This window comes from Tolypothrix bouteillei VB521301, from assembly GCF_000760695.4.
In the GTDB taxonomy this organism is placed as follows: Bacteria; Cyanobacteriota; Cyanobacteriia; order Cyanobacteriales; family Nostocaceae; genus Scytonema; species Scytonema bouteillei_A.
Window position 1 is genome coordinate 3,912,514 of sequence record NZ_JHEG04000001.1, and the last position, 13,085, is coordinate 3,925,598.

Below are 13,085 nucleotides of genomic sequence, written 5' to 3' on the forward strand. Positions count from 1 at the left end.
AGCAAAGCCATCGCGCTGCTGAAAACCTTTGAACTTGTCCAACTGCTGTTCAACAGGAACGACTCCAACGCCTGCAAAAGTCAAAAACCTATGGTGTTCGTGTATTTGAGAGATTTTAATGCGATCGCTCGCAAATCATGTATAACGGTAAAATAAGCGTTCTAGCCCCCCTGGCTCTGCCACTTTATGCTTTAAAAACTGCCACTTTATCTTTTAAGTTACAGATATGTCCAACTTCTTCTTCTAAAACCAGGCCAGAATCTTCTTCAAGTCACAGAATCCCACTGCTAAAAGCAGTGGGAGAACGTCAAGCCACCTATGGTTCGTGAAACTGGCGAGCGCAATGCCGATTTAACTTATCAGTTAAGAGCTTGGAGTCGCCAAAACAAGCTAGGAAATTGTTTTGGATTTGACCCAAATCTAGTGAATGGCTTTACATTATTGTGGTTGCAGGATATTAATAATACTAATCCAGTCATCACCACTTGACCCATTTCCACTAGGGATCTCGGGTACACCGGGCCAGATATGGTTTCCATCAAGTGCATGAACTGTGTTAACAGTTAGTTGATTGTTTTCTTGCCTAATAACGTACATCTTTTCTCCATTCATTAAGCGCCATCTCAGGTTATCCTTTTCTTTAAAAAGAAGAGCTTTGTGGGAAATGGAAATACCTTGTTTCATCAAATGCTGGCGGAAATTGTCTGGAATTATACCATCATTAAGTTTCTTGGTGTCATTTACATTTGGGATGATAAGTAGAATTTCTTCATCCAAGATGAACTCACCATGTAGTATAACTTTCAACTGAGAGAAAGTATGTTTCGTAAAAACTTCTTTTGTGGACCAATCTTGAGGCAGAATCAAACGAACAGCATTAGTAAAGTCTTGATTATTCGCTCTCTCAACTTCTGTAATTAAATTAAATTCGTTACTGACAATATCGTTACCAATGAACCAACGAATAGACTTTACTTCCCTCTTTTTAACTTCCACTGGTTCAATATTTACTGGTAACAGATAAGACTCTATGCCACCTGTTGGGGTAATTTTTTGTGCTGAAAGTAACAGACTACGCTGGTGCAGACTATCAACTCGTACTGGTTTTTGGAACTCAATCACCAGTCCTAATTGAGTCAATAAATTTTTTAAATCTTGTGACTTAACATCAAAGATTTGGTCTAGTGCTGTGGTTTCTCCCTCTCCCTGTTCTCCTAAGTTGCTGACTTCAAACACTTGATCGTGATGCCAACTAGCGTTAATAACACGATTCAATTCAAATTTAGTCTGATTGCTCACATTATGTCGGCAATCATAAGCTTCTACTTGATTTGAATCAACTGAAATAATTGCAAGTGGGGCATAATAATGAGCTACTCCATGAGGTTTTTGAGCATCTGGTATTAGTTTATCTCCATCTTTTATTTTAGGCCATTCTACATCTCCTGTGGCAGTACGGACGGGAATCAGCCAATAGTCACCTACCTGATAAAAGCCTTCTGAAAATTGAACCTCAACACCATCTTTTAGTGAAATCCACTCATCTTTTCCGTTCTGTGGTTCTACAGAAATTTCACGGGAATCCCATTGGCGTAGTAGAGGACGCTGTTCCGAGCCAACTGCATTCCAATAATGGAGCCGAGAGTCTATTTTCTCAGAATTTACTTCTAACGTGAGTGTAACTTGGTTTTCTATGGGGTCAACTTTATCAACTTTGAACAGTTTTCTAGGAACATCATGAAGTACATAATTATCGTATACAATCTCTACCCAATCTCCTACCAATAAACTGAAGCGATCGCCGCGTTTTAGATATTCAAGCGTGAGCGTTATTGTTGAGTCTGTGAGACTTGAAAATGCCACAATAGGAAAAACAACTGAGCTATTATTCCGCGACCAAACAAATGTAACCTTATAATTGTTACTAGTGCGGTAAACATCAAAAACCTCTACTCTATAAAGTTGATTTTCTGCTCCATGATATTTGGAATGAAAAGGCATGATACAAGAATCCTTTGAGCTAGGAGTCAAGAGTTTTGTTGTTCTGGCTCTCAACATTCCATTTCCTGGCTTCAAATGGTCTCGATCTAGCAAATTTCGGAAAAAATTATAGTTCCTTTTAACTTGATTTCCAATGATTTTTATATTGTTATCATCGTCAAGTTTTTTCAGCATTACTTGCCATACTAGCTTTGAGCGAGTTGCTGTATCTGCACCACCTAAAGCAACTTCACGAATCCCTGCTTTTAACTCATCATAATCTTCAACGTGAGTAATGTGCCTTTCCCAAACGTCTAGATAAGCAAGATAATTAATAGCTTTTTCTTTGATTTCACGGGGACCTAAACTAAGATTAGGGGTAAAGTTTGGTTGCTTGGCAAAGGGTATGTAGTTGTTATTTTCACACAGTGTACCTTCTACATAGTAGTTCCCTTTTCCAATGAGAAAACCTTCGGAACGCAATTGTTCTTTTAATGTTGCTTTTTCCCCATCGCTCAAATTTTTGAGGTTATCAATCTGTTCTTCAGTAGCGATAAACTCAAAGCCGCAATTATCTTCTGAACCCCCATGCAGTCCAATGATGTCCTTCGCTAAGGTTTGTATGCGATCTAATAAAATAGATACCTGTTCGTTCCAGTCAGCATCGAGTTGAACTCGTCCTTGCTGCATGAGTACTCGTAAGAACTGCTTGCTCTTATCGTAGGTGTTGCGGGTAAAATCGCCTCTAAATTCGCCTTGCATATTATCCTCTTTAGTTAATGTAAATAATGCCTACTTGCATACCAATTGGTGTATACTCATCCAAACGGTTGCGTAAATTAGCCGCTTTTTGGTATTGATACAGGTGATGGAAAACACCCATCTCCGATTCATCATCAGCGCCGTGTTTAATTTCCTCCGCACAACTATCTGCTAACTGACAGTATGTGGGTGTGCCATAGTGTGTGCTGTTAAACTGAGGTTGTACCCGATCGCGTTCTTGTTGTCGTTCAGCTTCTTCTGCGATCGCCTGTTCTACTAAATCGGGTTGACAATTATACCGATGTGGCGTGCGTGAGTTCGGAGTCACATAACAAAAACGAATACAACCTTGTTGTTGACGGCTGACGAATATTTTTCCGTTGAAAATACTGTTTTCTGCTAAGTCAATACTATGTACGTTAATTTGACCAAGTACAGTACTCCGTGCAATGGTTAACCGAGCGTGGGCTGTGGAGCTACCTACTGCTCCAATGGCTTCTCGTTCCACCTTGGTAGCATCTATTATACTATCGTAGATGTGTATGGGTGAGGGGTCAGTCTGAACTTCATCCTGGTTGACTTCAATAGAGCCAACGATACTATGTTCAATGACTGTATGTGCGTCTGTGTTGAATAACTCTAAACTTGGTTCATTTGAGTGTCGAGGTTCGCAATCGCAATGCAATGACCAACCTGGTACTAGTGTACAGTGACGGATAAATACTGATGGTGGTTTTTGCATCCCATGTCTTGATGTCTGTAGGGGCGCAATGCCTTGCGCCCCTACGCCTTCTATATGGACTCCTCGCCCGGTGATGAGTAAGCCGTCAAGGGTGAAGGAACTTCCTGAGTTGAGTGTGACATTTAACGCATCTCCGTAAGAAGTTCTCCAGTCTAAAATGCGAATGACTGGACGTTGACGATTGGCTGCACGTAATTGCAGGGTTTGGTGAGTTTCTAGGTGAATGTCAATCCGTTCTACATAGACACCGCTATCAAGAATTTCGATGACAGCATGGCGAGGTTTCTCTCTCTGCCATTGTAAAATTGCTTCAGTAATGGTTTGATAGCATTCTCTTATATTTTGACTGACTTGGTACAGTGTATAGTCTTTATGCTTTCTGATTTCGTAGGGAAAGGCTTCTTGTAAAAGCAATCGATTGAGGCGAATCAGTTCTTTACCTTGCAGGTTGTGCTGAACCAACCAATTGGTTCTCTCAGTTAACCTTATAGATGCAAAACGGTGTTCCTCATAAAGACTTTTGCTTAGAAGCAGTAAATTAAGTTCATCAACGACAGCCTTAATTAATGATAGTTGGGGGGAGTAAACGGGATTGTGACTATTCAGCAGGTTTTGGGTATTGAGGGAGAATTGCGATCGCATAAACTGGGATAAAGGAGAATTCTCTTTCAGTTTCGCGATCGGTCCTGCGGGAGCGATCGCATCTTCTACGTCAAGCAGCAAATTTCCTTCAGGATTCAACAATGGTCTGTTGTATTCACCACCACCGATGTCAGCACTAAAACCATAATAGTAAGAAACCCAAACTCCATTTTTAGGTAATTGGCGTCGTGGAAAAACCATACGACCGAGTTCTGGGTCAACTGCGACATGGTCTCTAGGAGGTTGGTAATTCCAATCGCTCAGGTCAGCAACAATAATCTTCTCTGGCAATACTGGTAGCACTTGTGACCCATCTCCCACCCAGATTTCTAAACTTTTGAGAAATTGCTCTGAGATTGGGCCATAATAGTCACTCATGCGAGACTGCAAAGCTCGTCGGCTGATGGGAATGGGTAAATTCCACTCACGAGGATTTTGGCTGGAATCTTCTTCGAGTACTGGGTGAGTGTAGAGAGGAATATCGTTGCCTGTTATACTGAAGGTGTAGCAATTAGGGCTCACTTCCTCCAAGCAATAAGCTGGTGTCCTAGTTACAGAGTAGGTTTTGAGCCGACAAACGAAGACCCCTACACTGGGTATATTGTATTTCCCGGTCTCATATTGAGAAATGATTCTACGTATATCTACTATATGTGCTAATTCATCAAATGGGCTATCCAATTTACCCAGTGCATCCATTTGACACAAATTCACTGTTGTTTGACTGAGGGAACCCAAATGATTGATATTCTGCGTATAGCTAAGGAACTTATAGAACTCTACAACTCGTGCTGACCAACCAGCAATCTTATAAGCTAAGGATTCTATCAGCGCCAGGGTACCCTTGCGTCGGCGGTAGCGGATAGTATTCGCAACTTCCCGTCGGGGAATTAAAATTTTGTTGTGCTGTTGTCCTTCAAGAGTACTTGCGTTTCCCAATTTACCAGTGTGAGGGACGCTTTGGTAGTCAATGAGGTCGCCAATATATGGTACTACCCAATCTTGGCAAGTTTCAATAAACCAGTTGTCATAAAGTTGAGTGATGTCAGCTTCAACAACGTCTACCTGTTCTGTAATCACGCGTAACAAATCCCGAAGGGGATAACCAAGTTCTGCATCGCGAATGCGGTAAATCGCTGGTAGGAGTTCGTAAAGACGGTCTGGTGATTTGTTCATCATTTCAATTCCTTAAGAATCAGCGTGTCCGCCACTTGGGGGCTAAGAATAGCTAATTGAGCAGGGTGGATGGGAGAATAGCGTTTACCAGCTATTGGATGAGCAAAAGCTAAGTTGACATCGATACGTTGTTTTGGCTGTGCTGTACTTATTCCCATACCCACCTTTGCTAGGTTTTCAAGTTTTATTTTTAAAAGGTCTGGTTGTTTAGCTTCTGTTTCCGAAACGGAATCTAGGATATCCACATCCACGTAATCTACCCCAGTCACTTGTTGAATCGTGCTGATAACTTCACTCAGTCTTACATCTTGACCAAGTTCCCGACGGTCAAAGCTGAAAGTATCGAGTAATGCAGCACGGATTTTCGGTTCTACTGTTACCCATTGATAACTTGATAAAATACGTACACGAGCACTGATAATTAACAGCATAAGTTCGCGTATATCTACTGATATTGGTTGATAGGGGTAACCAAATTTGTGTAGTGCTTGGAGGAAATTACGGTATAAATCTGAGTGTTTATCAATAGGAATATCGTCAGCGCCAGCGATGGTGAGATGAACAACTTGACGAACCCCATCTGAAAGATACACAGCGCTTGCTTTACCAATACCACCAAAGTTGCGAGCAAAGTCTGCATAATCCTTGACGGAAACAGTACGGTTAAGGGATGTCATTCCCAAAGATGCATTGCGGCGGATTTGTTCGCGACTTTCAGGGTCTGCACCACCCGTTGCTGGTAAGGGATTAATGACACCTCTTAAACCTAGAGGTTGTGTCGCAAGTTGCTTGATTTGTTCTGCTCCAACATTACCCCCTTTGCCAATACCAATGCGGTAAACTGCTTTAACATTTTCAATACCGGTAGGTAACCTAGCCCCATTTTTCCCATCGCCGAAGATAATAGTTACATTGCTATCATTGTCGGTTTGGGTGATATAGCAACGGTCAGTTGGGCTTAACTGATTCAAAGTTTCTGCTTCATACCAACGGACATCGTTGACATACACCTCTAAAGTACTGATAACACCTGTGGGTGTCAGCCCCGGTAGATAAGTGAGGGGTCGCCCAGAGAGAGTAAATTGTTGGTTTGCTACAGATGCATTACCACTACCTAGGATTTCAGTGCGTGTCTCTCCATGAGTGGCTTTGACCACATTGCCATAGATAGTCACAGTGTCACGTTTGTAAGAATAGGCTAAAGGTTGAGCAAATTTGAGGAAGGTGTGGGGTTTATCATTAGGTAAATTCGGATTTACGTCCTGTCTGACCCCAGCCAACATAAGGACTTCACTACCCTTGACACGGTTTATATTGGATGTATCATTGCGATCGCCAGAGATAATTAGCCAACGACCGGGCTGTAAACCTTCGTAAAGGTTATCCAGTTCAATTTCCATTTGGTCGCAGATGTCATTTTTAGTTGCCGGTTCTGTTTTATTGGATACATCCAATTTGATGGGTTTTTCTGATAAAGAGAGAACTTCGCTTTTGAGATATACCGTAGTTTTACGCATTATCTCCAAAGATATATCCTCTTCTTGTAACCAAGGTTTATCTAGAGTGAGTTGTGTTACCCTAGCGACTATGCCGTAATCTGTTTTCGATATATTCTCAACTTTTTCTACACGATAGATACACAATTCATTTTTATCAGCACGCTCGATCGCAACCCAACTTCCTGGTGTCATTTGGTCGTACTGTGCATCTAATGCTAAAACCTTTTGCAACTCTGCTGGTAGCTTATTATTTTCTACACCTGCAATTTGCCATTCTTCAAATCTATTAGTAAACTGCCCACTTTCGTTGAGAACAAGATTTAGTCCTGCGTTATGTCCAAAAGGAGCAGCTTTGATACCTAAAGCCTGAATTTGCTGTAACTCGGAACAAATCCCATTATCTGTTAAAATCTGATAAATTGCACTACCTACAGCAGGCTTTAAAGTTTTAATTAACCACGGTGTAATATCTACCTTTTTAGGGTCAAAGATTTGCTCGTTTGTACGCTGCAATTGTAAAGCATTGGCGGGTTGCCGTGATGGTGGTTTGAGGATTTGTTCTATTTTTTCTGCCTTAGTTGGGGTTCGCGATGAGCCGCTTTGTTCTGTCTGAGTTGTGGTTTGCGAGCCAGGTTGTGGTATTGCTGGCGCAGGGGGCTGTAGTATAACCTTAGTCAGGTTATCAGCAGTTTGAAGTTCAGTCGTCTGAACCCGACGCCAAATCTGCTGCTTGTCACTATTGCCAAAAATGAATAAAAGGAGATCGTTCGTTTGTAGGTTCGCCCCTATACCCTCTAAATAAAGCTTGTCAATTTTTGAGGCGTCCGTTGCATTGGGCTTATCTGGATTTAGAGTAATCCCCTGCGGTTGAGTTATCCTGGGTTTAAGAATATTCAACTCTGCACGGGCTTCTAGTTTTTCCGATGTTTCAAATGATTGGGGGAGTTCGCCAGAAGTGGGTGTGCTTTGAGCGCGAGTACCAACGGGAATCTCTATATTGTAGCTATCTTCAAGGGTAAAAGCTAAATAGACACTGGCGCTGACACCGGGTGATGGTGCGTATTTTGCCAAACGTGCTAATTCCACCAGGGACTGACGCTCAACTGCGGTGCGTAAATAACCTTCGTTAGCGATGCGTTCTTGATAAAATGTCAGAACGTCAGCAACTGTCGCCCATGCATCTAAGAAGGCGATAGAGGAGTCGTTAGCATCCCTTGTTTTCAGGTTGTTGAGCGCTGGAAAGCTGTTGTTAGCTAGACGCGCTTTCATTGTTTCCAAAAAGGTGGCATGGGTGCCCACGCGGTATGATAAAGTAGACGAACCTGGTAGGTTTGTTATCTTCATGGGTGTCAAAATATCTACACCCGTACAGCAGCCACAGTTTGAGTTCTGGTTTGAGTGACAGCCACAGTTACAGCTTAATTTCATCTTCCACCTCGTATATCCAAAAAGAATTTACCGTTTTCGGGGAAGTTAGGGTTGTTGTCAAGTCGGGCGATTTCTAAAGGACCAATGGGTAGAAAACCTGCTTCAATCTCTCCATTTGCACCTTCAAAAAGACGTTCTAACTTTGTTATGGAGACACTTTCAACACCGGGGATAGCATGAGCGATCGCAACAAGTTGACTGAGTGCAATTCCTTTACCAAAGGTAAGATTGTCTGGATGGAAAAATCCCCGCCGTCCATCCGGTAAAATACGGTTGCTAAAAGCATCGATTAAGGCTGGTTTTACATGACCTCGTAGATAGTCAGATTTGATGTATACCTCCATAGCAATGTCCAGTGGGACGCGGGTTGCTGGCTTAACGACCACATCATGACCTATGCAACGGTAAAGGTTTAAATGTGTTGTGATTTCTTGAAGTAGCGTGTCATCAACGTCGTCTTGATTTAATGGATCGATAATGACCAACACCTCATACCAACTTCCCATCCAGCGGAATGTTGCTGCTGCGCGTTGCACTTTGGTAGAGAAATTTTGCATCACCAGTTGAGCGTAATCATCTTCTGCGATCGCACGCTCTAACTTATTATCCAACAAGCGCGGCGCTAATAATTTCACCTGAGATAGGGGTTCAGGCGGTGTCCCACCTATAGCAGGTAACGGCTGGTGTACTTTTAGCCTGAGAGCATTAAAATTGACATTACGGAAGACAATGTAAGAAATTGCACCAGCAGCGACATTAGCGGATAGACCGTTACCGACTCGGTAAGTAGCCCAAAAGTGAGTTCCTACTGCTGGAAGGAGTCCCAATTCACCATCCCCAAACCGTAAGTGGGCTTGTCCATCATTGTCCATCTCAACGACAAAATGTTTATTTTCACCTTCGCTATCTATAAGATCGCGTTGGGGAATCCACAGATTATCATCATCCGTAGGGGCGCAAGGCATTGCACCCGTACCACCCATTGCAACCATACCGATATTTACGACCTTACCGTGTAGATAAATGTGAGGTAACGCTTGGCGAGGGTCTTGGTTTAATAAACTAGAAGCAGGAGCTTGAGAAAGGTTTTTCTTTAAAAGAGGTTGACTGAAAGTTAAAGGTGTTTCTTGTAAGATAGGACGGAAACGGTCTGGTACAACATCAATTTTTACAAGTTCCCCTTCCTCTTCACACTTTTGCCTGACTTCTTTTCCTGAGACTGTCCCCAAATCCTCATTACAGATAGTTCTACCGTAATCGACTAAAATAACATTTCCCCGAGCAACGCTAATATCCTCAACCAAAGCGCATGACATTGTCGGGGCGCAATGCCTTGCGCCCGTACCACCCATATTTGCATCACCATCTCTTGGTATAATTCCTGAGATACAAAGTGTAAAAGGCAGCGCATCTTCCTTTGCCCATTCGATTTCTAGAATCGGCTGATTGTAAAGTTCGTCTATACTCGGTTTGACACTGGTAAGACGTACAACATGGCGATGGGTAACATCTGCATCTTCTGGATGACCCGTTTTTGGACCTTTGATTTCTTCAAAAATCAGAATATCACCAACCTTCAACCGCAATTTCCGTTGTGTTGGGGCATCCGTAGGGGCGCAATGCATTGCGCCCTTACCTGCGTCCCCACGGTCATCTCGGGAAGGTACAAACCCATCCACTAACGTAGCACTTGTAGAACCAGAAGGTAGACAGCAGGAACTTTCACCCCAAGTATAAAAACATATCCGATTATGGGCAACATAAAGCTGGATAGGTGCAGGAGTTAGAGGCTCAAACACCTCATAATTATTAGGAGGAACATCTTTTAAGTCTTCGTTAGCCCTAAGAATAGTGCCAAGGAGCGGGGCATTTTTATAACCAGTAATAAAGTAAAAGTTTTTCTTGTCTTCAAGGCGAACATCAAAATTTGTCTCTATCCACAACCAAGTCCGAGCATTACAGCCTTCATGCATGGGATAATCAATGAGACGAGCATGGCGACGAACAGAAATTCGTTGACGGGCAGTTTCTAGATAAGCTTCTGTAGCAACAGCATCCTGATAATAACTTAAATAATCGCCAACATATGCTAAAAGTTCTACTATAGTAATGCCTAGATCGGGGACATGACGTTCTTGCCAGTCCGGCATAATCAGAGACAAGCGGTCTAAAATCAACTGGCGAAAGCTAGCATAATCTTTTGCTAGGTAGTTAATATTCGGTTCAACCAGTTGCGGTGGTGGGCAACTTTCCTGTTGCAGGCAATCTAACTCACTGCTACAATCGCTCTTGCGGAATTTAAATTGCAATTGAGCGAAGCGCGAGTCAAAATCAGGATGTTGTATCAGTTTGCCTTGCTCATCTAATGCGACTAAGCGCAAAGTGTAAGTAGAGAAATCACCTGATTGGTTGAGATTGACTTTTAAGTAAGCCTCGGAGTCTTCAGGGCATTCTACCTCTAAACTAGTCACTTGAAGATTGCGAATGCGCTGACCCCCTTCAATCCGCACGTTCTCCTTTCTTAGGTTGTCAGGTATTGTTCCCAGAAAGTAGACGTAGAGCGATGCTCCAAAGGAGCCGCTACGCGATCGCAAGTCCTCACCAACTTCCAAATAATCTAGCCCGTTTCTTCCCTGTCTGCGGACTTCGTGGCGGCGTTGTTCATTTTGACAAGTGTAGAGACGCGACATATCGCGACTATACAAAGAATTGTTCATGGTACCGTCGTCCTAAAAGTTGCTGTTTGTTCCTCACCAGTGCTTTGCACTCGATACTGCACTGTTATATAAAGACTGGAATCTTCACTTTTAACTTCCAGCGTATTGAGGTCAATCAAATCGCCCAACCAACGCTCAATAGCAGCTGCAATAGTCACTTGCATTGCTGTTGCCAGTTCTGTTCTGTTAGGTGAAAATATTAAAGACAATATCCCACAGCCAAAATCAGGGCGGTTCACCCGTTCCCCAGGAGTGGTAAACAGGAGTTGCTCAATCAAGTCGCGGATGTGATTTTCATAGCTGGTGCTAGCGGTGCGACCCCATTTGTCAAAAGAAAGTGGAAAATCAATGTTCATTACATCACCTCCAACGCGTTGCCATTGATGGAAACTTTCATTCCATCGAGGTTTACGCTTGCACCCCGCCCGGTACTGATTTCAATTGCTGAAGTGTTTTTTAGCCTAATAGCAGCAGCTCCAACATCAGAGGCGAGACCATTGATGATTTTAATTTCGGAAGCATTTATCACTAGCTGCATGGTTTGTCCACCTATCTTAGCTGCAATAGTGATACTTTCTTGACCACGGGTATCGTTGATCTCAATCATACCGATATCAGTTTTCAGCACTTTTATTTCTGGGCTCGCTGGTGTCGCTGGTAATACATCCGCTCCTACCTTGTCATCAGCCCAAAAACAGCCCGTCCAGATAGGATAATCTGGGTCTCCGTTTTCAAATTCAATCCAGACCAAAGCGCCTACAGGCGGAATTAAGAACAACCCAACCCCTTTTCCTGCATAAGGCACACTAGGCAGCGCCCAACCGCTGTCTCGATTGCCATACACATCTTCGACTTTAGCTCGCAATCGACCTATTTTCCACGGATCTTTGTTATCACTAACAACCCCACGGTATTTACCATAAAAAGGAGAACTTTGTTTGTTAGTACTTCCACAACCGCTATGTTCTTGTATGTTCATACTTCTACTCTCTGAGTTGTTGCGCCTCTTCCCTCACGAATGAGGGTAAAGCTTTGTTTATATTCCCCGCGCTTGATGCGGTGTGTGACTTGTTTGACGTAATAGTAGCCACCATAACTTTTACCTACACCTCGTACTCCTACCAATTGACGCACTTGCAAGACATGACCGTAGCGCACCGTATCCACTTCTCCGCTAGCAGTTACCGCATCTTCACGCGAACGTGACAGCTCTGACTCAGCGCGAAGCTTTGCTGGAATTGGGTCAAGTTTATCGCTACAGCGTAGTATGGTTTGACGTAATGGTTTTGCTGGCTCGCTAGCTAAGGGTTGACTTAGTGAAGTGGGAATCTGAACGGGAATTTGCTGTCCGGAGGTGTCATCAACAATTTCCATTTGAGGTTCAGTTGGTTTTAAAGCATTAAAGTTGAATGTAATCGAGGAATCTACATTTGTAAACGCCCCCATATTCATTGATAGTGCGGGTTGAAAAGGAGTTATGCTTCGTTTTTCCTCACCCCAATAGGCAATATTTTTACCAGGAACGTTACTAGGCTTAATTTCAAAAATAAAACTATTTTGTTGCGCTAGTTTTTGAATAAAATCTAAGTCAGTTCCCTGCTGAGTTGTGATACGTTTTTCCTTTGTGGGTGTATATTCGCTATTTTGAACATCAGTTGTCAACCAATATTCGCTATAATTCTGTAACAATTGCTTAACAATATTAGAATCAGATTGGTTTTCATAAGTCGTGCTTTTTTCTTTTAAATCGAGCATCAAACTAATGTCTTCACCAGTGACTATGAGTCTTGATTCACCTGGTTGATTACTAGGAACAACTTGATGGTTAGTAATAACTCCATCAATTAAAATTTTACGTTGAATTGGGCGATTGTTACCGACTAAGACACCAATAATAACTGTGATAATAACTCGATTGGGAGGGTTTAATATTCCTTCGCGTAGCAACCAATAATCTGAATAATTTCTGAGTTCTCTGCCAAGACTAAAGGTCATTTGAAAGCCGCTACGGTTGCGGTCTTGCTGAGTGACTTCCAAATCAACCAGCGCATCTATCACCTCATAGGGAGCAGGTACTGGTGTGGTAGGACGACCAATCCTAAGTTCTAAGCGTATACCATTGTCGGGCATAAATTCTAC

At 42.7% G+C, this 13,085-nt stretch carries 7 protein-coding genes; all 7 read right to left on the bottom strand.

Annotation, left to right across the window (positions count from 1 at the left end; all coding sequences use genetic code 11):
- Positions 1-438: 438 nt before the first annotated feature.
- Genes HC643_RS15470 through HC643_RS15500 form a run of 7 tightly spaced genes read right to left on the bottom strand, consistent with a single transcriptional unit; the run spans position 439 to position 13,076 of the window.
- Positions 439-2,742: a DUF6519 domain-containing protein gene (locus HC643_RS15470; protein WP_038077417.1), complete on the bottom strand. Its 2,304-nt coding sequence runs from the start codon at positions 2,740-2,742 to the stop codon at positions 439-441.
- A gap of 10 nt (positions 2,743-2,752) precedes the next feature.
- The gene (locus tag HC643_RS15475) at positions 2,753-5,305 is read right to left on the bottom strand and encodes a hypothetical protein (protein WP_137986299.1); all 2,553 of its coding nucleotides are present in this window, start codon (positions 5,303-5,305) and stop codon (positions 2,753-2,755) included.
- Positions 5,302-8,229, bottom strand: coding sequence for a putative baseplate assembly protein (locus tag HC643_RS15480; RefSeq protein WP_082051711.1), 2,928 nt, complete (start codon positions 8,227-8,229; stop codon positions 5,302-5,304). Before HC643_RS15480 ends, HC643_RS15475 begins: the two co-directional genes overlap by 4 nt.
- Positions 8,226-10,946 carry a baseplate J/gp47 family protein gene (locus tag HC643_RS15485; protein WP_050045822.1) on the bottom strand — a complete coding sequence of 907 codons (2,721 nt, stop codon included), beginning with the start codon at positions 10,944-10,946 and terminating at the stop codon, positions 8,226-8,228. Before HC643_RS15485 ends, HC643_RS15480 begins: the two co-directional genes overlap by 4 nt.
- Positions 10,943-11,302, bottom strand: coding sequence for a GPW/gp25 family protein (locus HC643_RS15490; RefSeq protein ID WP_038077419.1), 360 nt, complete (start codon positions 11,300-11,302; stop codon positions 10,943-10,945). The genes HC643_RS15485 and HC643_RS15490 overlap by 4 nt, the downstream gene beginning before the upstream one ends.
- Positions 11,302-11,925: a phage baseplate assembly protein V gene (locus HC643_RS15495; RefSeq protein ID WP_050045823.1), complete on the bottom strand. Its 624-nt coding sequence runs from the start codon at positions 11,923-11,925 to the stop codon at positions 11,302-11,304. The genes HC643_RS15490 and HC643_RS15495 overlap by 1 nt, the downstream gene beginning before the upstream one ends.
- Complete coding sequence (locus tag HC643_RS15500; RefSeq protein WP_038077422.1) at positions 11,922-13,076, bottom strand: phage late control D family protein; 1,155 nt, start codon at positions 13,074-13,076, stop codon at positions 11,922-11,924. The genes HC643_RS15495 and HC643_RS15500 overlap by 4 nt, the downstream gene beginning before the upstream one ends.
- Positions 13,077-13,085 lie beyond the last annotated feature (9 nt).